The following is a 19409-nucleotide window of genomic DNA, read 5'->3' on the forward strand; positions in this document are numbered from 1 at the left end:
TCGGACGTTCGGGAGAGGAGTGGCGGAGGAGGGCGGTGGGGGCGTCAGCCCTTGACGGCGCCCGCGGTCAGCCCGTCGAGCAGCTGCTTGCGCAGCAGGAAGAACACCAGGATCGTCGGCACCGAGGCGAGGACCGCGCCCGCCAGGACGAGGTCGTAGGAGCGGTTCTCGGACGCGAACAGGATGTTCAGGCCCAGCGGGATCGTGTACTGCGACGAGTCCGAGAGCAGCACGAGCGGCCAGAGGAAGCTGTTGTAGCTCTGCAGGAAGCCCCAGACGCCCAGCGCTCCGAGGGAGGGGCGCAGCAGCGGCAGCACCACGCGCCAGAAGGTGCCGAACTCGCTGTTGCCGTCGATCCGGGCCGCCTCGATGATCTCGTCCGGGATCGACTGGACGATGAACTGCTGCATCATGAAGATCCCGAACGCGGGCGCGACCCACGGCACGATCAGCGCGAACCACGGGTTCGAGAGCCCCGCCTTCACGATCAGGATGAAGAGCGGCACCAGGATCACGACGAACGGCACCGACAGCGACGAGAACATGATCGTGAAGAGCACCTTCTTGCCGCGGAAGGCGAACTTCGCGAAGCCGTAGCCCGCCATCGCGCAGACGAAGACCGAGACTGCGGTCGCGAGCAGCGAGGTGCCGACGCTCATGCCGAACCAGGCCCAGAAGGGCTGCGTGGTCAGCAGGTTGACGTAGTTGTCGGTGGTCGCGGGGTTCGGGACGAGCGACGGGGGAGTGGAGAAGATGTCGCCGCGGTTCTTGAACGAGCCGCTCAGCGCCCACAGCAGCGGGAACACGAAGACGAGCAGCAGGGCCGAGAGGGTGACGTAGAGCAGTCCTCGGCGGGCGCGCTCGCCGCCGCTCGCCCGGCGCTGCCTCCGCGGGATGCGGCGGTCCGGAGCGTCGGCGGTGACGATTCCCGTGGTGGCGGTCATGAGGTTCTCCCGATGGCGAGGGCGCGGTTGAGGATCTGGCTGACGGCGAAGACGAGCACGAAGAGCACGACTCCGGCCGCGGCGGCGTAGCCGAACTGCTGGCGTTCGAACGCGGCGCGGTAGATGAACATCGAGACGGAGAGGGTCGCCTCGCCCGGTCCGCCCCGCGTGAGCAGGTAGGGCTCGTCGAAGAGCTGGGCGGCGCTGATGAAGGAGGTGACGACGACGAACGCGGTCACCGGGCGGATCGCGGGGAGCGTCACGGTGCGGAACTTCGCGAGCACGCCGGCGCCGTCGAGCTCGGCCGCCTCGTACAGCTCCTTCGGCACGGCCTGCAGTGCGGCGAGGAAGAAGATCGTCAGGTAGCCGACCGTGCGCCAGAGCAGGACGAAGCCGATCGCGACCTTGGCCAGCGTCGGGTCGCCGAGCCAGTCGATGTCGCCGAATCCGAAGACCGCGCGGATCAGCGAGTTCAGGAGACCGTAGCTGCGGTCGAAGATCAGGCTGTAGATCAGCGCGATGACGATCGGCGAGAGCACCATCGGGATGAAGAAGGTCAGCCGGAACAGGTCCCGCGCCTTGAGCCCGCGGGCGTTCAGGCCCTGCGCGATCAGCAGCGAGCACGGCACGATGACGAACACCGCGATGAGCGTGTAGATCAGCGTGTTCACCAGGGCGACGCCGAAGCTCGTGTCGCCGAGCAGGTTGCCGTAGTTGGCCAGCCCGACGAACTCGGGGGAGCCGAGGCCGACCCACTCCGTGAGGCTGAGGGAGATCGCCGCCCCGACCGGGACGATCATGAACAGCGCGTAGAGCAGGTAGAACGGCGCGATGAACAGGTACGGGGCCCGGCCGCCGGAGGTGTTCAGGCGCTTCCGCTTCGCGGCGCGCCGGGCCTCGAGCGGCGAGCCGCCGCGACCGTCCTGAGCGGAGGCGGGCGCCCCGGCCGTGGTGAGAGTCGACATCATCGATCCTTAGCTGCGGGCCTGGCCGAGGAAGTCCTCGACCGTGGCGCGGAGCGCCTGCGCCGGGGAGAGGGTGCCCTTGTAGGCCTGGAGGAGGTAGCCCGACAGCACGGTCGTGAGGATCTGCTGGTCCTGGCTCTGGAACAGCGACGGGACCTCGTCGATGATCTCGCCGTAGACGTCGAAGAGCGCCTGGCCGCCGAAGTAGTCGTCGGTGATCGTCGCGAGCTCGGGGTCGTCGAAGACCGAGCGGAGCGTCGGCAGGTAGCCGAGGTCGCGGTAGCGCTTCACCTGCTGGGCCGGGTCGAGGTACGCAGCGAGGACGAGCTCGACCGCCGCGTCGCTGTTGGCCTTGCCGGTGACCGCCGCGAAGCCGGTGCCGCCGCCGACGGCCGTGCGTCCGCCGCCGTTCTCGAAGCGCGGCAGCGCCTTGACCCGCCAGAGACCGGCCTGCTCGGGCACGTTCGGCTTGATGCCGTAGCTCGAGTACCAGGTGGGCATGTCGACGCCGAGGATCGAGCCCTGCTTGAGGCCGCTCTGCATGCTCGGGCCGTAGTAGTCGGCGACCGTCGTGAAGAAGCCGGAGGCGAGCCCGTCGACCGCGAACTGCAGCGCCTCCTCGGCCTCCGGGGTCGCGAGGTCGAGGTTCCCGTCGCGGTCGAAGAGCTGCCCGCCGCGCTGCATCAGCAGCAGCTGGTAGCCCTGCACGACCTGCGGCAGATCGCTTCCGACGGAGAGGGCGCCGAACGACACGCCCTCCCGCGCGCTGATCTCGCCGCCGACGCGGGCGAACTCCTCCCACGTCTCGAGGTCGGTGGGCACGCCGAGGCGCGCGAACTCGTCCTCGCGGTAGTAGTAGACGGCCAGCGGGGTGTCGGAGTCGAGCGCGTAGAGGGCGCCGTCCTTGCTGAACGCGTCGACGCGCGCGGCGATGAGGTCGTCGCGGTAGGGCGCGGTCGCCTCGGTGAGGTCGACGAGCAGCTCGGGGGCGATCGAGCCCCGGAGCGTGCGCGCGAAGTTCGCGACCTCGATGCCGACGAGGTCGGGCGTGCCGGAGCCGGCCACCGCCTGCGCGATCAGCTTGGTGACGATGTCGGTCGCGCCGATCTTGGTGACGTCGAGCGAGTAGGCGAAGTCGGTGCGCGCGTCGGCGAGCGCGAGCGCCTCCGTGAAGAACGTGACGTAGCCGTCGTCGTGCGTCCAGAACGAGAGATCGACGGCTCCGGACTCGACGGCCGCCTGCGGACCGGTCGCGGCGCACGAGGCGAGCAGGGAGGCGAGGGCCGCCGAGCCGCCGGCGGCGGCGCCGAGACGGAGCAGCCCGCGGCGGGAGAGCGCGGGGGAGAGGGGAGGCATGGAGGTGCTCCTTCGGAGAGGGGGAGGGATGGGCCGGCGGGCGCGCCGGAGGCACCGCGCGGAGGCGGCTCGTGCTGACCGCACGGACGGCGGTGGGAGGGGACGGGTCGAGGGAGAAGGGGAGCCGAGGGGCCGGGAGCCCGGACGGGGAGCTACCGGACGGGGACGGGCGACGCGGGCGCCAGCGCCGCGCGCTCGGGGTTCGCGGGCCCGCTGGACGATCGGACGATGAGCTGGGCGGGGACGGAGCGGTGCCGGTCGGTGGGCGCATGGCCGTCGAGGGTGCGGATCATCCGGTGCATCGCGATGCGCGTGACCTCGGCGAAGTCCTGCTTGACCGTGGTGAGCGGCCGGTGCAGGAACTCCGAGAGCGGATCGTCGTCGAAGCCGACGACGCTGAGGTCCTCGGGGATGCGCAGGCCGGCGGCCTCAGCGGCGTGGATCGCCCCGACGGCCATCTGGTCGTTGGCGGCGAAGACGGCGGTGACGTCCCGGCGGTGCAGGATCGACGCCATCGCCTCGGCGCCGGACCGCGGGGTCCAGTCGCCGCTCAGCACCGGCGGCTCGGCGGCGTCGGCGTCGGCGAGGGCGGCGCGCCAGCCGTCGATGCGGCGGCGGGTGGCCGACCAGGTGCTGGCGCCGGCGATGTGCCAGACCGTCTCGTGGCCGAGGGCGAGCAGGTGCTCGGTGGCGCTGCGGGCGGCGCCGGCCTCGTCGGTGCCCACGACGAGCTCCTCGGGGCGGTGCGCCTCGCTCGGGTGGTCGAAGCTGAGCACCGTGACGTCGGCCGGGATGCGCAGGCGCGGGTGCCCGAAGTCGACGGGCTCCGAGAGGATGATGCCGTCGACGCCCTGGTCGACGAGCGCGTCGACCGCCTCCTGCAGCTCCGCGCCGCTGTTCTCCACCGTGCGGACCACGCTGAGCGAGTAGCCGGCAGCGCGGGAGGCCTGCTCGACGCCGTCGAGGATCGCGGACGGGCCGTAGAGCGACGTGCCCATCGTGACCATGCCGATCCGGCGGCTGCGCTGGGTGACCAGGGCCCGGGCGGCGGCGTTCGGCCGGAAGCCGAGCGCGCGGATCGCGGCGGTGACGCGGTCGCCGATCTCGGGGGAGACGTGCGCCTCGCCGTTGACCACCCGCGAGACGGTCTTCTGGCTCACGCCGGCGGCGCGGGCGACATCGGCCATGGAGACCCGGCGACCGCGGTCGTCCGGCTGCGGCACGGCCTTCGATGCGTCCACGTCGCAGCCCCTTCACTCGTCCTCTGCCGAGGAGTTGACAGCGCAGTCAACGACGCTGTGCGACGAGTACAACACGGATTGACTGCGCAGTCAATCGCGGCGGTCCCTCCGGCGTTCGCCGACCAGCGCGGATGGGGACGGCAGGTCTCGATGCGCCCCTGCGGGGCTGCTCGACCAGCATGCGAGGGGCGGGTCGTCTCATGCTGATCGAGCAGCCCGCGCAGCGGGCGTATCGAGATCCACCGGCGTCGGAACGCGGGTCTGCGGGCCGATCTCGCGGGTCAACCGCCGAGGGTCACGCGGAGGATCTTCTCGCCGCTGTTGTTCGGGATGCTGTCCTTGTCGCCGGTGTTGGAGGTCGTCATCCAGAGGCCGCCCTGGCCGTCGGGCTCGACGGTGCGCAGGCGGCCGTAGGTGCCGACGAAGGCGGAGGTCGGGGTCGCCAGCGCGTCGCCGACGATGGGGGCGCGGTAGAGGCGGGTGCCGCGGAGGCAGGCGATGTAGACGACGTCGCGGACGACCGTGAGGCCGGAGCAGGAGCCCGCGGAGGTCGGGTAGGTCTGCTTCGGGGCGATGAACCCGGCGGTGCCGCAGCTGCCGGAGGTCCCCTCGCAGGCGGGCCAGCCGTAGTTGCCGCCGCGGACGATGAGGTTCGTCTCGTCCATGACGCTGTTGCCGAACTCCTGCTCCCACAGGCGGCCCTGCGAGTCGAAGGCGAGCCCCTGCGGGTTGCGGTGCCCGTAGCTCCAGACGGCGTTGCCGAACGGGTTGTCGGCGGGGATCGAGCCGTCGGGGTTGATCCGCAGGATCTTGCCGCTGAGGGAGTTCAGGTTCTGCGCGGTGGCGGTGTTCTGGCCGTCGCCCGTGCTCACGTAGAGCTTCCCGTCGGGGCCGAAGCGCAGGCGTCCGCCGTTGTGGTACTTGTTCCGCAGGATCCCGGAGGCGAGGACCTGCACGGTGCTCGTGTCGAGGCGGTCGCCGACGAGCTTGAGTCGGATCACCCGGTTGTCGCTGGGGGACGTGTGCATCACGTACAGCCACTGGTCGGTGGCGAAGGTCGGCGACACCGCGATGCCCAGCAGACCGCCCTCGCCGTCCGTGCTCTGCACGTTCGGCACGGTCCCGAGGCTCGTCTTCACGCCCGTCGTGGGATTGAGTCGGACGATGTCCTGCGCGTCGCGGCGGGAGTAGAGCACGGTCCCGTCCGGGACGGTGGTCAGCCCCCAGGGGATGTCGGTGTCGGTGGCGATCTGCGTGACGGTGCAGAACGCGGTGCTGCAGGCCCCGCCCGTGGTCACCGCGGCGGCGGCGCTGCGGGCGGAGGTGTTGCCCTGGGCGTCGACGGCCGCGACGGTGTAGGAGTAGGCGGTGTTGGCCGCGAGGCCGCTCTCGGTGAAGGTCGTGACGGGCGCCGTCGTGCCGCTGCCGGCGACCGTCCCGACCTGCGTGGAGCCGCGGAAGACGGTGTAGCTGCGCACCCCGACGTCGTCGGTGCTCGCGGTCCAGGTGAGGGTGACGGCGGTGCCGACCGCCCGCGCGGTGAGCCCGGTCGGGCTCGTCGGCGCCTGCGTGTCGGTGCTGCACTGCGGGATGGTGACGGCGACGGTGGCGCTCGCCTGCGAGACGTTGCCGGCGGCGTCGCGGGCGTTCACGTAGAGCCCCCACTGCGCACCCGGCACCACGTCGAGGCCGGTCGACAGGACGTTCCCGGCGACGGACTTCATGAACTGCCCGTCGTGATAGACGTCGTAGCCCGCCACTCCGACGGCGTCCGTGGACGCGCCCCAGGAGAACGTCGCCGTGCGGCAGGCCAGGTTCGTCACCCGAGGGCTCGTCGGCGCGGAGGGGGCGGTGCTGTCCGCGACGGCCGCGGTGGTCCGCCACTTCTGCCAGTCCCCGCCGGCGCAGGCCGCGATCTGCACGGACGAGCGGTTGGCCGTCTTCCGGTCCTTGACGCTCAGGCACAGGCCCGAGGCGACGGCGCGGATCGTGCCGTCGCTCTCGATCCGCCAGCGCTGCCCGTCTCCGCCGACGCAGTCCGAGATCTGCACGTCGGCGCCGGCCGTCGTCGCGCGGTTGCGCACCTCCAGGCACTTCGTGCCGCCGTAGACGGTGATCTCGCCGGTCGTCGCGATCGTCCACTTCTGGTTGGCGCCGCTGTTGCAGTCGTAGAGCACGACGATCGTCCGATTCGCGGTCGACCCGTTCGGCACGTCGAGGCAGCGCTTCGAGGCGACCCCGGTGATCGGGCCGGCCACGGGTGCCGCTGCGGCCGCCGCCTGCGCTGGAGCGGGCGCGGCCTGGGCGGGAGCGCCGGAGACGATGAGCGCGACGGCCAGCACGGCGACGGCGAGACTGCGGGGGACGGCGAAACGGCGACCAGTGAAACGCATCAGCGGGTTCCTCTACGGGCGGAGCGACCGGGCGCCTGCACGACTCGCCCTGTGCCGACCCTGGCACTCGGGGCGACCCGCGACAACCAGTCCCGGCTGTCATCTCGCGCCAGATCTGGCGGTTCGAGCGGGGGCGCGACGCCGATACGGCCACGCCAACGCGGACTGCAGGCTCGCTCCTCGCATGCTCGGACGCGACTCGCCGGAAGAATAGGAGGCGGAGGTGGTTCCCATGAGCCAGGTGGCCGAGGGAGAGAGCCGATGAGCGACCAGGCAGCGGACGAGAGAAGGACGGACAACGAGGCGCTCCTCCGCAGCGACGGCGGACTCGAGCGGCTGTGGACGGGCGCCGTCTGGAGCGAGGGGCCGCTGTGGATCCCGGCCGAGGGGCGTCTGCGCTGGAGCGACATCCCGAACGACCGCATCCTGCAGTGGGACAGCGCGACCGGGGAGACCTCGGTGCACCGCGAGGGTGTCGAGTTCACCAATGGCCGACTCCTCGACGCCGACGGGAGCGTCGTCCAGTGCTCGCACGGACTGCGCCGCCTGGAGCGAGAGCGGCCGGACGGCACCGTCGAGGAGCTCGTCTCGAGCTGGGACGGCGGAAGGCTGAACTCGCCCAACGACGTCGCGGTCGCTCCCGACGGCTCCTACTGGTTCACCGATCCGGACTACGGCATCCGGCTGCCGGCCGAGGGGCACCCCGGCGAGCGCGAGTACGGCGCGCGCTGGGTCTTCCGCTGGAGCGAGGAGGACGGCCTCGCGCCGGTCGTCACCGACATGGTGCAGCCGAACGGCATCGCCTTCTCGCCCGACGGCGCGACCGCCTACGTGACCGACACGGCGATGAGCCTCGAGGACGGCCCGGGCCACTGGATCCGCGCCTACGACGTCGTCGACGGCGGAGTCGGCACCCGCAACGGGCGGCTCTTCGCGGAGACCGAGCAGGGCTTCCCCGACGGGATCGCCGTCGACGAGCGCGGCCGAGTGTGGTCCTCGGCCGGCGACGGCGTGCACGTCTTCGCCCCGGACGGCGCCGAGCTGCTCTTCGTGCCCGTGCCGGAGGTCGTGGCGAACGTCTGCTTCGGCGGACCGGACGGCACCGACCTCTTCATCGTCGCCACCACCAGCCTGTACCGGATGCGGACGCGCACCCGGGCCGCCCAGGCCACCACCGCGTAGCGAAGTCCGTCCGCCATTCGACAGGATCTGCTGTTCACCAGGGTTCAGAACAGCACATCTTGTCGAACGGAGAAGCGCGTCCATCGGATGCTCGCCGGACGACTCGCCTCGCGAGCAGGGTCCGTCGCCAGTCTCGGCCGGACTCTGCGGCAGCCGCCGAACTCGGGGGAATCGACGGGGAGATGAAACTACCCTCAACCTCTTAGCGACGGCGACCCCGGCGGGCCTGGACCATCCGGGCGACGAAGACGTGCGGCCGGACGATCGGCATGCGTCCGTGCCAGGGACTCAGATCGGTGAGGTCCGTGTCGTCGCTGACGATGAGGGTCGCGTCGCAGGCCAGGGAGAGATCCACGATCAGGTTGTCCTCGTAGTCCTCGACGTCGAAGCACTTCCGCGGGGGATCGAGAGTCGCTCCGCCCGACACCTCCACGAGCTCGAGCACGGTCTGCAGGTATCCCTCGATCAGTTCGGCGCTGAGGCCGAGCTCACTGAGGACCCGTGTCAGGTTGCGGAGGATGTGTGGCGAGACGAACAGCCGGAAATCATCGCCGTCGAAGGCGAGGGAGAGGCAGTCGGCCGCGGAGTTGCCGGTTCCGGGAGGCACCTCGACGATCCGTGGAAACTCGGAACCAGGGCCTACGAGCGCGTTGACGTAGATGTGGATGTCGAAGACGACCGCTGGGCCGACGTCATGCGGAGGCACTCGAGCCCAAGGTCTTCTTCACGAGGGCGGTGACCTCTTCACGAGAGACCACCCGGCCGGCGAGCTCCTCGCGAGCCCGGTCCTGCAGCCCGCGCATCTTCTCGGCCCACATGTCGTGCGCCATCCGCTTCATCGCCACCCGAAGGAACTCGGACCGGTTGCCGTGACCGAAGTGGTCGACGAGGACCTGCAGTTCGGCCTGGTCCTCGTCCGCGATCGCGAACCCGACTGTCTTCGAGCGCATGGCCACAACCCTTCGTCTCCCCGTCTGCAACGCGTGTGCAACTCTACGCTCGATCGGAGGCGGCGCGGAGAAGGAGTCGCTCACCGTACGTCGCCGCCCTCGCAGCGACCACCGGATTCCGCGCCCGCTCGAGCGAGCCCGAGCGCCCGCTCGCCCTCGTCGAGGCGGCGCCGAGCCCGAACCCTCGTCCGCGATCACGGCACTCTCAGCTCGTGCAGAGGGTCTCTGCTCGCCGCCCGCTGAGCGGGGAGGAGAGCGGCGACGACGGAGACCACGATCGCCAGGGCGCCCGTGGCGACCAGGAAGTCGAGGCCGGGAAGCGGGTCGCCGCCGGCCACCAGGAACACGGCGGAACCCACCGTGCCCAGAAGAGCGCCGATCGTCGCGACGAGGAGGACCTGACACACGACGAGCAGAACGATCAGGCCTCGGGTGGCCCCGAGCGCCCTTCGACGTCCGAAGTCCTTCCGACGCATCTGGACGAGACCGTACTGCGTCGCACCGACCAGGACCGCGCCCGCGCCAGCGATGAGGACCACGAGATCTCTCCCGAAACCGCCGAGAGTGCCCCCGAGAAGGGCTCGCAGGTCCGCGTACCGAGCGCTCGTCGTGACGGTGACGCCCTGCGGGTTCACCGGAGCCAGAAGGGAGCCGATCGATCGCGTCAGCGGGCGGATCATCTCGGGTTCCGAAGCGATGACGATCAGAGAGCCGATACTCCCGGTCGAGGACGGAGGCATCGGGACCAGGACGGACGACCCGAGGAAGGACAAGTAATCGGACGACGCGAAGGTCCCGACGACGTCGACCCCGGCTCCACTGCCCGTCGAGACCGAGCCGGTCCGCTCGGCGAAGCCCAGAGTGGCGAGAGCGTTCTCGTCTGGTCAGCACCTCCGCTTGACTGGCGCGAGACACAGCCGGCCTCGTCGCGGTTCGAACTCGATCGCGTCAGGAGACCGTTAGGTTTCCGGATCCGCCGCCGGGAATGGGGTAGAGATGCCCCTGGGCTCGTGGCGACGCGGAGCGCCGACGGCGACGACGCCGCAGCTCCCTCATCGTCCCGAGACCCCTTCCCATCCGGAAACCCTTGATGATCGGACCATCATGTCGACGACGACGACGAAGATCCCCAGCAGCCTCCGCCGCTCCATCTCCAACACATTGAAGGGCTCCGCGGGCAATCTCGTCGAGTGGTACGACGTCTACGTCTACTCCGTCTTCGCGTTCTACTTCGAATCGCAGTTCTTCGCTCCCGGCGAGAAGAACTCGACCCTCTACATCTGGGCCATCTTCGCGGTCACCTTCCTGATGCGGCCGATCGGCTCCTGGTTCTTCGGCCGCTTCGCCGACCGGCACGGGCGCCGCCTCGCGCTGACGATCTCGGTCTCCCTGATGGCCGCCTGCTCACTGATCGTCGCGTTCGCGCCGACGGCCGAGTCGATCGGCGGGGGAGCGGTGGTGATCCTGGTCCTGGCACGACTGCTGCAGGGCTTCGCCACCGGCGGAGAGTACGGGACGAGTGCCACCTACATGTCCGAGGCGGCCCTTCCCGGCCGGCGCGGCTTCCTCTCGTCGTTCCACTACGTCACCCTCGTCGGCGGGCACGTCCTCGCTCAGCTGACGCTGCTGATCATGGTGGCCACGCTGCCCGACGACGCGATCTCCGCCTGGGGCTGGCGGGTGGCCTTCGGCATCGGAGGCGTCGCAGCGGTCGTCGTGTTCTGGCTCCGGCGGACCATGGACGAGTCACTGGAGACCACGCAGATCGACGCGGTCAAGGCGGGCCGGTCCCGCCGGAACGGCTCGATGCGCGAGCTCCTGGTCCACCAGTGGCGGCCCCTCCTCCTGTGCTTCGCGGTGACGATGGGCGGCACGGTCGCGTTCTACACGTACTCGGTGACCGGTCCGAACATCATCAAGAGCGCGTTCGCCGGTGACGACGTCGTCACGGGCACCGTCATCAACCTGATCGCCCTGACGACACTGATGCTCCTCCAGCCGCTCGGCGGGTGGCTCTCGGACATCGTCGGACGCAAGACCCTCCTGGTGTTCTTCGGCATCGGGGGAGTGGCCTACACCTGGTTCCTCCTCACCGCTCTTCCGGAGCAGACCGACCCTCTCGCCGCCTTCGCGATCCTCGTGGTCGGCTTCGTGATCCTCACCGGCTACACCTCCATCAACGCCGTCGTGAAGGCGCAGCTGTTCCCGACGCACATCCGCGCCCTCGGGCTCGGCTTCGGCTACGCGCTCGCGAACTCGATCTTCGGCGGCACCGCGCCCTTGCTGTACGCGGGGGCGCTCAGCGCCGAGCAGGTGCCGGCCTTCATCGGCTACGTCACCGCCGTGATCGTCGTCTCGCTGGTGGTGTACGTGGTCTTCCTCAAGAACACCGGGGCGAACTGGCTCGACGACGAGGCCGGGATGCGCCTTCGGGAGGACGCGCGCCGAGCCTCCCGCTAGCTCGGGGTCGCACTCCGAGGGATGCGACGCCGCACACGGTGCACCGCTCAGTGGTCGACGACGGAGCCCGTCCCGCGCGCCGGCTCAGCCCAGCTGATGCACGTGGATGTCGCTGCTCATCGTCACGCCGTTGAACTCGAGATACAGCTGCCCCTCGACGACCGACACGGTCAGCGTGTTGCGGCGCTCGAGTACCGCGACCGCGGCATCCAGGAACCCGTGGTCGAAGCTCTGCACGGTGATCTGCTCGAGCTGGTGGACTCGCTTGCCGGACCACGCCGCGATCACCTTCTCCGGGTTGCGATGCGTGTAGACCGTCGTGCGGTCGGCCAGCCTGCTCCCGAAGTGCAGTCGCTCGGCATCCGGCGCGCCCACCTCGATCCACGTGGTGAGCCTGCCGGTGAGATCGCGGACCAGCACCGCCGGCTCGTTCGCCGTCGACGAGATCCCCTCGCTGAAGGTGATCCCCTCCACGTATTCGAGGCAGTACGCGAGCACGCGCGTCATCATGTAAGCGTCGGTCTCGGAAGGGTGCCGAGCGGCCCGCAGCGTGATGTCCTCGTAGACGCCGCGGCCCACATCAGCCAGCTGTATCGCGAAGTTGTACATCACTGCGCCGGCTGCCATGTGTGCGAGCTTATGTCCTGCCGCTCATCGAGGAGCGCGACGCTTCTCCGGCGCCGATGGGGGCGTCGTGTTCGCGCGTCTGCACGCAGGAACGGCCCGGCAGGAGGCATCCACTCCGTCGAGAGCGTCTCGGTCGCCGACTCGTCGCAGGGGAGCCCGTTCGTGCATCTTGCGCTCCCCACCGACTTGCGCTCACCGTACTGACATAATGTGCATTATCGGATATCCAGCCCGGCAGTCGCCGCGGGTGCTCGACGGGGTCCTCCAGCTCCCGGTGAACGATCCCGACGGAGAACGATCTCGACAGAAGTAGGAAGATCCCCGCCCGCCCTCTGCGGAGCGGACCGCCGCCGTTATCGTGAAGCCACTCCGCCGCCCCTCCCGGGACAGCGGAACACTTCGGAGCCGATCCGGGATGAGCCCGCGAACGGCCTGACCAGGAGGGTGAATCATGCCGTTTGTGACCACGGACGATGGTGTGGAGATCTACTACAAGGACTGGGGCAGCACCGACGCGCAGCCCCTCGTCTTCCACCACGGCTGGCCGCTCTCCTCGGACGACTGGGACGCGCAGATGCTGTTCTTCCACGCCCACGGCTACCGGGTGATCGCGAGCGACCGCCGCGGCCACGGACGCTCGACCCAGGTCGGCACCGGTCACGACATGGACCACTACGCCAGCGACGTCAGCGCGGTGGTCGAGCACCTCGACCTGCGCGACGCGGTGCACATCGGCCACTCCACGGGCGGCGGCCAGGTCGCCCGCTACGTCGCGAAGCACGGCCAGCCGCAGGGACGCGTCGCCAAGGCGGTCCTCGTCTCGGCCGTCCCCCCGCTGATGGTCCAGACGGAGGCGAACCCCGACGGAACGCCGATCTCCGTCTTCGACGGCTTCCGCGAGGCGCTCGCGGCCAACCGGGCCGAGTTCTTCCAGGCCGTCGCCTCAGGCCCGTTCTACGGCTTCAACCGTCCCGGCGCGACCGTCTCGCAGCCGGTGATCGACAACTGGTGGCGCCAGGGCATGACCGGCAGTGCGCTCGCGCACTACGAGGGCATCGTGGCGTTCTCCGAGACCGACCAGACCGAGGACCTCCGGGCGATCACCGTCCCGGTGCTCGTCCTGCAGGGGGACGACGATCAGGTCGTGCCCTACCGGGACGCCGCGCTCAAGCAGCACGAGCTGCTGCAGAACTCCACCCTGAAGATCTACGAGGGCTACCCGCACGGCATGCTGACGACCCACGCCGACGTCATCAACCCCGACCTGCTCGCGTTCATCAAGAAATAGATCCGAAGGACGACATCGCCGGCCTCACCCCGGCGCTCGGATGCACCCCGGTCGATCCGGGGTGCATCTCCGCGTCACGCGCTCCCCCGCTCGATCCCGCTCGATCCCCCGCGATCCGGCGCGACCGAGCCGTACCGGTCGTGACCCGGCGCCGTCCTCCTGCCGGTCGACGCTCGAGCGGAGAGCGCGATCACGGAGCCGTCGCCTCGGGCCGCCCCCGACCGACCGCCGCGGTCGACCACTTCGCCTCGCAGGGTCCCGCCGCCCGACCGGCGGAGGCCTCCGTCGCAGAGGGCCGGGCCGGCAGCTGCGCTCTGCTCGGAGAGTCCTCCGACGCGGGCTCGGACGTCGTCGTCCGTGATGGACTGATCCCATGACTGATTCCCTGCACGAGACGCGTTCCGGCCACGCCACGAAGGTCGGCGTCTGATGGCCGAGGAGCGCGCGATCCTCGCGGGCGGCTGCTTCTGGGGGCTCCAGGAGCTCCTCCGCGACATGCCCGGTGTCTTCGGCACCCGGGCCGGCTACGCCGGCGGCAGCACCCCGAACGCCACCTACCGCCACCACGGCGACCACGCGGAGGCCGTCGAGATCGAGTTCGATCCCGAGCAGACCTCCTACCGCGATCTGCTGGAGTTCTTCTTCCAGGTGCACGACCCCACGACGAAGAACCGCCAGGGCAACGACATCGGCACCGCCTACCGCTCCGTGATCCTCTTCCTCTCCCCCGAGCAGGAGCGGGTCGCGCGCGAGACGATCGCCGAGATCGACGCGTCCGGCCGCTGGCCCGGACCGGTCGTGACCGAGGTCGAGCCCGCCGGCGAGTTCTGGGACGCCGAGGAGGAGCACCAGGACTACCTGCGCAAGCACCCCGGCGGCTACACCTGCCACTGGGTCCGCCCGCGGTGGTCGCTGGACGCCTGATCCGCTGATCCGGGCGGGGCGTCATGCTCCGCCCGGTCCCGGTCGCCGCGCGGGACTCCCCCGGGCCCGCTCCGGCGCCGCCGTCCCTCCACCGTCGCCGGACGGAAGGTCGTCATCGACCGGACCGGTCTGCATGCGGCCTGAGGCGTGCGCGATCCTGCACATCCATCGCACCACGCTCTACTACCGGCTGGAGAACCTGCCGCCGGCGGTGCGGGCCGCCCTCGACGACGGCCTCCAGCGCTGCACCTCTGCCTGAAGCTGGTGCGGTTCCGCGGCGGCGTCGAGGGGCGGCGGGCCTCGTGATCGCGCCGGCGCCGGACCGGCCGACGCGCGGTCCCGGCGTCGCGCCCGCGCCCCGCAGCCCGGCCCGACGCCGCGCGGCGCGGCTCAGCGGGTCGCGCCCGCGCCCCGCAGCCCGGCCCGACGCCGCGCGGCGCGGCTCAGCGCTCGGTGAGGAGGGCCTGCCAGTCGCGGGGCACGCGGTCCGCCGGTCCGGGCGTCGTCTGATCCGCCGGGTGGCTCTGCGGGTCCGCGAGGGGCGGACCGTCGGTGCAGTCGTCGGTGCCGAAGTCCCAGAACCAGTCCTCGCCGGGCTCGAAGCTCTGCATCACCGTGTGGCCCGTCGCCCGCCAGTGCGCGGTCCCGTGCCTGTCGAGCGAGTCGTCGCAGCAGCCGATGTGGCCGCAGCGCGCGCAGCGGCGCAGATGCAGCCACCACGAGCCCGACTGCTCGCACTCGACGCAGCCGGGGCCGCTCGGAGGGACGGAGGGATCGATCATCGGCGAGGTCATGGGTCCAGAGTGCCGCGGGACGCCGTGCCTGCACCAGGTCCGACGACCGCGAGGTCACCGGACAGCCGACGACCCCGACCGCAGCGGCGCGTCCCTACCAGGCTGTTCGCGCTCGGAGCGGCGTGGGGCGCGGGGCGAGCGGGGAACGCGACGCAGCCCGGAAGCTGAGCAGTCCCGGAAGCGGTCCCGCGTCCTAGTGGGACGGCGGTACGGGCTGTCGCCCCGCCCGGACGCCCTGCTCCCGCAGGTACGTGCTCACCACCGCGTCCGCCACGCGCCCGGCCGCGCTCGTCCCGCCCGGCGGACCGCCGCGAAGACGCATGGCGAGCTCGCCGGTCACGACGAGCAGGAGCTCCTCCGCGAGCCGCGGCGCCTCCTCCCCCACCAGCGGCTCGGCGAGCTCGGTCAGCCGTCCGCGCAGGGACTCCGTGTCGGCGCGGACCGCGTCGGCGAGCTCGGCCGGCGGGTCGAGGTACTCGGCCGACGACGCCAGGAACGCGCACCAGCGGGCGCCGTGCGGTCGCTCCCGGAAGCGCTCGAGCGCGGGGAGCACGGCCAGCAGGCGCTCCCGGTCCGAGTCCGCCCGCGCGATCTCGGCCTCCCAGGCCTCGAGCCAGGCCGCCTGCCGACGGTCGAGGGCAGCGGCGACCAGCGCCTCCTTGCTGGAGTAGCCCCGGTACAGGGTGGCGGCCGAGACGCCGGCCAGTGCCAGCACCGCGTCGATCGGAGTCGCGGCGATCCCGCGGCTGAAGAAGAGCTCATCGGCCGCGTCGAGCAGCTTGGCCTCGGTGCGGGGCCTGATCGAGGCGGCTCGGAGCGGCGTGGACATGGCCCCAGCCTAGACTCTCGATATGAAACGCACGTTTTCGTTCTCCCCGCCGGTCCCCCTCGTCGTCGCCGCCACCGGGCTCATCGCGGCGACCTACGGTCTCGTGCGCTTCGCCTACGGTCTCCTGCTGCCGGAGATGCGCGCCGAGCTGGGCTTCGACGCGGCCACGGCGGGCGGTGTCTCGGCCGGCGCCTCCCTCGCCTACTGCCTCGGCGCGGTCGCGGGCTTCCTGCTCGCCTCCCGCGCGGCCCGCGTCCTCGTGCTGGCCGCCGGTGCGACGGCGGGCGTCGGCGCGCTCGGGATGGCGCTCAGCCACGAGTTCGTCCCCTTCGCGATCGCCGCCGTCGTGAGCTCCGTCGGCGCGGGACTCGCCTCCCCCGCACTGGTCGACGTGCTCCGACGGGGCGTCGGCCCGGGACTGCAGGCGCGGGCGCAGACGATCGTGAACTCCGGGACGGGCCCCGGACTGGTCGGAGCGGGTGCCCTCGCCCTGACGCTGCTCCCGGGCTGGCGCACGGTGTGGGTCGTCGCGGCGGTCGTCGTGGTCGCGGCCGCCCTCGCGGTCGCCGTGCTCGACGGCGCCACCCCGCGCCGCGAGACCCCGACCGCGCTCTCCACGGCCTGGCTGCGCGCGCATCGCGGGGCGATCCTGGCGGCGGCGCTGCTGGGCGCCGGATCCGCCGGAGTCTGGAACTTCGGCAGGACCCTGCTGGTCGAGGGCGGGAGCAGCACCGCGGAGTCGGTCGTCGCGTGGATCGTCCTCGGAATCGGCGGCACCGTCGCGGTCGCCACCGCCCGCTGGACCAGCGCCCTGCCGCCGCGCACGGCCTGGACGATCACCACGGCGACGGCCGCCGCAGGGACACTCGGCCTGGCGCTCACGGCCGCCTCGCCGCTCGCCCTCCTGGCGTGCCTCCTCTTCGGCTGGGGCTACACCGCCGGCACCGGAGCGCTCATCGCCTGGACCGCCGCGCTCGACCCGGACCGCGCGGCGACCGGCACGGCCCTGCTCTTCGTGGTGCTCATCGCGGGCCAGGCCATGGGCGCCGTGGGCCTCGGAGCGCTTCTCGACGGGCCGGGCGCCACGGTCGCCTTCGCCGTCGCCGCGGTCGCGACGGCGGCCGCCGGCCTCGGCCGCCGAGCGCCGGCGCCGAGGATCGAGGCGAGGAGCGGAGGCGGCACCGGCACCGGTAGCCTCGCGGCATGACCTTCGCGAACGTCGGCACCCTGAGGGCCGCACCCGGCAGACGCGACGAGCTCGTCGCCCTCCTCACCGAGCACAACGACGCCCTCGTCGACGCCGGCTGCCTGGCCTACGAGGTCGGAGTCGACGATGAGCAGCCCGACACCGTCTTCGTCGTCGAGCTGTGGGAGAGCGCCGAGGCGCACCGGGCTTCCCTGGCCCTCCCTCAGGTCCAGGCCGCGATCGCGCGGGCGCGTCCGCTGCTCAGCGGCGCCTTCGGCGGCCACCGCTTCGACGTCGTGGGCTCTCCGCTCCGCAGCTGACCTCCGGGGACGACCACCGGGGACGACCTCCGCCGAGCGCTCGATGCGGGCTGCGCGGACTGCTCCACCCTGCGTCGACGCCGTCGGTGATCGCGCATCCGTCCCTGCGCCCGCTGATTCCGATCCCGCTACCCCGCCACCCGAGAGCAGAGCGCCATGATCAGCACCTTCCTCGTCGAGCACGCCGCGCTCGTGCCGATCGGCTTCTGGACCGCGGTCGCGCTGGTCACGGCGCTCGCCTGGCTGCTGCACCGGCGCGGCGCGAGGAGGACCCTCCTCGTCCTCGCCGCACTGGCCTTCCTCGCGGGCATCGCGCTGACGATGTACCCGCCGGACGGCACGCCGCCGGTCTTCTGCACCGTGCAGTTCTCGGTGCCGTTCGACGGCATCGACACCCTCGCGAACATCGCGCTCCTGCTCCCCGGGGCCCTGCTGCTCGCGGTCGCGGTCGGCCGCTCCGTGCTCGTCGCCGCCGCCGTCTCCGGCCTGTCCGCCGTGATCGAGCTGGTCCAGGCGAGCGTCCCGGCGATCGGCCGCTCCTGCGACACGAACGACTGGTTCATGAACACCATCGGCGCCGTCCTCGGCGCGCTCCTCGCCGCCGTGATCCTCGCGGTCGAGAACCGGCGGGCCGGTCGCCGCGTGTCGCACTGACGCCGCTTCCTGTCGCGCAGCGCTCGACGTCTCGACGCCGGGTCAGTGCGGGGGGCGCAGCGACTCGGACGGGCTCAGAGCCGTGTCGGCGGTGCAGCCGAGCTCGCCCGGCTGGAGCAGCACCGGCGCCACGACGACGTGGGTGACGGCGTCCGCCTCGCGCTCGACGAGGACGCAGTCCTCGGCGTGCCCCATCGCCACTCCGACGTCCGTTCCCCGAAGCGCGACCGTCGGCTGCGCGGCCACCTCCCGAGGTTCCGTCGGAGTCGCCAGACGCTCGGTCTAGTGCGCTCGCGGCGGGAGCGCGACCGGGAGGGTCAGCTCGCCCCGCTCGACGAGGCTCTCCAGGGCCTCGAGGACGGCGGCCTCCGGCTCGTACCGCGGTGCGTAGCCGAGGAGCGTCGTCGCCTTCTCGATCGAGAAGTACTGGCTGCGGTGCAGGTGGCCCCAGCTCGCGCCGGCGAGGTCCTCGCCCGCGCTCCGGCGGAACTCCTCCCAGCCGATGCTCTCCAGCGTCGCCTCCTGACCGAACCAGCCCGCGGCGATCTGCGCGAATCCGCGGACGGTCAGCGCCGAGGGGGCGACGATGTGGAAGTCCTCCCCCGCGGCCGCCTCGGGCCGGGCCACCGCCAGCTCGAACGCCTGGGCGACGTCGTCGGCGTGCACGTGGTGCAGGGACTCCGCACCCGAGCCCGGGATGCGCAGCGTGCCGCCGGTGGCCAGGGTGTCCCAGACGGAGGGGTCGAGGTTGCCCAGCGGCCCGATCGGCGCCCAGCCGGGCCCGCTGATGTGACCCGGATGCAGCGACGTGGTGCGCAGGCCGCCCGCCGCGGTCTCGGCCTGGAGGAGGAGGGCGATCGCCTCCTTCTGCCTGCCGTACTCGTCGATGGCGGGCGTCCCCTCGCCCTCGCGGATCGGGAGCTTCAGGGTGGGTCCGTAGCGCCAGACCGAACCGCAGCTGATCAGGTGGCCGACGTGCCCGCGGAGGCCCTCGACGAGCGCCCGCGCCGAGTCGAGGGTGAAGCAGACCAGATCGATCACCACGTCCGGACGCAGATCGCGGACCCGCGCGGCGAAGACGCCGTCCTCGTCCTCCTGCTGCCGATCGGCGACGACGCTCCGCACCTGCTCCCACTCGGGGCCGGCGGTGTAGGGGGTGCTGGTGCCGCGGGTGATGTTCGTGACCTCGTGCCCGGCGCGGACGAGCCGCGGGACGAGGAAGGAGCCGATGTGGCCGCTCCCGCCGATGACGACGACATGCATGGTGGCTCCTCGGGGTCGGGACGGGGGTGCGCT

21 protein-coding genes are annotated in these 19409 nt (G+C 71.5%); 8 read left to right on the top strand and 13 right to left on the bottom strand.

Annotated elements, in window-relative coordinates; genetic code table 11:
• Positions 1-44 precede the first annotated feature (44 nt).
• The 5 genes from HRK28_RS16805 to HRK28_RS16825 form a co-directional block, all read right to left on the bottom strand.
• The gene (locus HRK28_RS16805; RefSeq protein WP_173252464.1) at positions 45-944 is read right to left on the bottom strand and encodes a carbohydrate ABC transporter permease; all 900 of its coding nucleotides are present in this window, start codon (positions 942-944) and stop codon (positions 45-47) included.
• A complete protein-coding gene (locus HRK28_RS16810) occupies positions 941-1909 on the bottom strand; it encodes a carbohydrate ABC transporter permease (RefSeq protein ID WP_160089439.1) in 969 nt (322 codons plus the stop codon). The genes HRK28_RS16805 and HRK28_RS16810 overlap by 4 nt, the downstream gene beginning before the upstream one ends.
• 9 nt (positions 1910-1918) lie before the next feature.
• Positions 1919-3265 (bottom strand): ABC transporter substrate-binding protein, encoded by a 1347-nt coding sequence (locus HRK28_RS16815; protein WP_173252465.1) that lies wholly within the window; start codon positions 3263-3265, stop codon positions 1919-1921.
• A 152-nt stretch (positions 3266-3417) separates the two neighbouring features.
• Positions 3418-4506 carry a LacI family DNA-binding transcriptional regulator gene (locus HRK28_RS16820; RefSeq protein WP_367948463.1) on the bottom strand — a complete coding sequence of 363 codons (1089 nt, stop codon included), beginning with the start codon at positions 4504-4506 and terminating at the stop codon, positions 3418-3420.
• A 281-nt stretch (positions 4507-4787) separates the two neighbouring features.
• On the bottom strand, positions 4788-6899 hold the full coding sequence (locus tag HRK28_RS16825; RefSeq protein WP_173252466.1) for a PQQ-dependent sugar dehydrogenase: 2112 nt from the start codon (positions 6897-6899) through the stop codon (positions 4788-4790).
• A gap of 261 nt (positions 6900-7160) precedes the next feature.
• Here HRK28_RS16825 and HRK28_RS16830 point away from each other — a divergent pair, with 261 nt between their 5' ends.
• Complete coding sequence (locus tag HRK28_RS16830; RefSeq protein WP_173252467.1) at positions 7161-8081, top strand: SMP-30/gluconolactonase/LRE family protein; 921 nt, start codon at positions 7161-7163, stop codon at positions 8079-8081.
• A 202-nt stretch (positions 8082-8283) separates the two neighbouring features.
• On the opposite strand, the gene HRK28_RS16835 is transcribed toward HRK28_RS16830, so the two are convergent.
• The 3 genes from HRK28_RS16835 to HRK28_RS16845 form a co-directional block, all read right to left on the bottom strand.
• A complete protein-coding gene (locus HRK28_RS16835; protein ID WP_173252468.1) occupies positions 8284-8787 on the bottom strand; it encodes a PIN domain-containing protein in 504 nt (167 codons plus the stop codon).
• On the bottom strand, positions 8774-9031 hold the full coding sequence (locus HRK28_RS16840; protein ID WP_173252469.1) for a hypothetical protein: 258 nt from the start codon (positions 9029-9031) through the stop codon (positions 8774-8776). The genes HRK28_RS16835 and HRK28_RS16840 overlap by 14 nt, the downstream gene beginning before the upstream one ends.
• A gap of 194 nt (positions 9032-9225) precedes the next feature.
• A complete protein-coding gene (locus tag HRK28_RS16845; protein ID WP_173252470.1) occupies positions 9226-9570 on the bottom strand; it encodes an FtsX-like permease family protein in 345 nt (114 codons plus the stop codon).
• A 565-nt stretch (positions 9571-10135) separates the two neighbouring features.
• On the opposite strand from HRK28_RS16845, the gene HRK28_RS16850 reads away from it, so the two are divergent.
• A complete protein-coding gene (locus HRK28_RS16850) occupies positions 10136-11491 on the top strand; it encodes an MFS transporter (protein ID WP_173252471.1) in 1356 nt (451 codons plus the stop codon).
• An 84-nt stretch (positions 11492-11575) separates the two neighbouring features.
• Here HRK28_RS16850 and HRK28_RS16855 read toward each other — a convergent pair whose 3' ends face one another.
• Positions 11576-12118: a YaeQ family protein gene (locus HRK28_RS16855; RefSeq protein ID WP_173252472.1), complete on the bottom strand. Its 543-nt coding sequence runs from the start codon at positions 12116-12118 to the stop codon at positions 11576-11578.
• A gap of 451 nt (positions 12119-12569) precedes the next feature.
• On the opposite strand from HRK28_RS16855, the gene HRK28_RS16860 reads away from it, so the two are divergent.
• The 3 genes from HRK28_RS16860 (at position 12570) to HRK28_RS16870 (ending at position 14589) form a co-directional block, all read left to right on the top strand.
• Positions 12570-13406: an alpha/beta fold hydrolase gene (locus tag HRK28_RS16860; protein ID WP_173252473.1), complete on the top strand. Its 837-nt coding sequence runs from the start codon at positions 12570-12572 to the stop codon at positions 13404-13406.
• A gap of 429 nt (positions 13407-13835) precedes the next feature.
• Positions 13836-14330: a peptide-methionine (S)-S-oxide reductase MsrA gene (gene msrA, locus HRK28_RS16865; protein WP_173252474.1), complete on the top strand. Its 495-nt coding sequence runs from the start codon at positions 13836-13838 to the stop codon at positions 14328-14330.
• Between the two features lie 133 nt (positions 14331-14463).
• Positions 14464-14589 carry a helix-turn-helix domain-containing protein gene (locus tag HRK28_RS16870; protein WP_244231612.1) on the top strand — a complete coding sequence of 42 codons (126 nt, stop codon included), beginning with the start codon at positions 14464-14466 and terminating at the stop codon, positions 14587-14589.
• Positions 14590-14773: 184 nt separating this feature from the next.
• On the opposite strand, the gene HRK28_RS16875 is transcribed toward HRK28_RS16870, so the two are convergent.
• Together HRK28_RS16875 and HRK28_RS16880 are read right to left on the bottom strand one after the other, a co-directional pair.
• Complete coding sequence (locus HRK28_RS16875; RefSeq protein ID WP_173252475.1) at positions 14774-15124, bottom strand: UBP-type zinc finger domain-containing protein; 351 nt, start codon at positions 15122-15124, stop codon at positions 14774-14776.
• 193 nt (positions 15125-15317) lie between these two features.
• Positions 15318-15953 carry a TetR/AcrR family transcriptional regulator gene (locus HRK28_RS16880; protein ID WP_173252476.1) on the bottom strand — a complete coding sequence of 212 codons (636 nt, stop codon included), beginning with the start codon at positions 15951-15953 and terminating at the stop codon, positions 15318-15320.
• Positions 15954-15975: 22 nt separating this feature from the next.
• Between HRK28_RS16880 and HRK28_RS16885 the strand changes: the two genes are divergently transcribed.
• The 3 genes from HRK28_RS16885 (at position 15976) to HRK28_RS16895 (ending at position 18113) form a co-directional block, all read left to right on the top strand.
• Entirely contained in the window at positions 15976-17160 is a 1185-nt protein-coding gene (locus HRK28_RS16885; protein ID WP_217274875.1) for an MFS transporter, read from the top strand.
• Positions 17157-17459 carry a putative quinol monooxygenase gene (locus HRK28_RS16890; RefSeq protein WP_173252477.1) on the top strand — a complete coding sequence of 101 codons (303 nt, stop codon included), beginning with the start codon at positions 17157-17159 and terminating at the stop codon, positions 17457-17459. Before HRK28_RS16885 ends, HRK28_RS16890 begins: the two co-directional genes overlap by 4 nt.
• A gap of 156 nt (positions 17460-17615) precedes the next feature.
• The gene (locus HRK28_RS16895) at positions 17616-18113 is read left to right on the top strand and encodes a VanZ family protein (RefSeq protein WP_173252478.1); all 498 of its coding nucleotides are present in this window, start codon (positions 17616-17618) and stop codon (positions 18111-18113) included.
• A 42-nt stretch (positions 18114-18155) separates the two neighbouring features.
• Here the strand turns inward: HRK28_RS16895 and HRK28_RS16900 are convergent, their stop codons facing one another.
• Positions 18156-18308, bottom strand: coding sequence for a hypothetical protein (locus HRK28_RS16900; protein ID WP_217274876.1), 153 nt, complete (start codon positions 18306-18308; stop codon positions 18156-18158).
• Between the two features lie 87 nt (positions 18309-18395).
• A complete protein-coding gene (locus tag HRK28_RS16905; protein WP_160089477.1) occupies positions 18396-19376 on the bottom strand; it encodes an NAD(P)-dependent oxidoreductase in 981 nt (326 codons plus the stop codon).
• Between the last annotated feature and the right edge of the window lie 33 nt (positions 19377-19409).

Origin of the sequence: Rathayibacter sp. VKM Ac-2835 (genome assembly GCF_013266705.1) — a bacterium.
Classification (GTDB): domain Bacteria; phylum Actinomycetota; class Actinomycetes; order Actinomycetales; family Microbacteriaceae; genus Rathayibacter.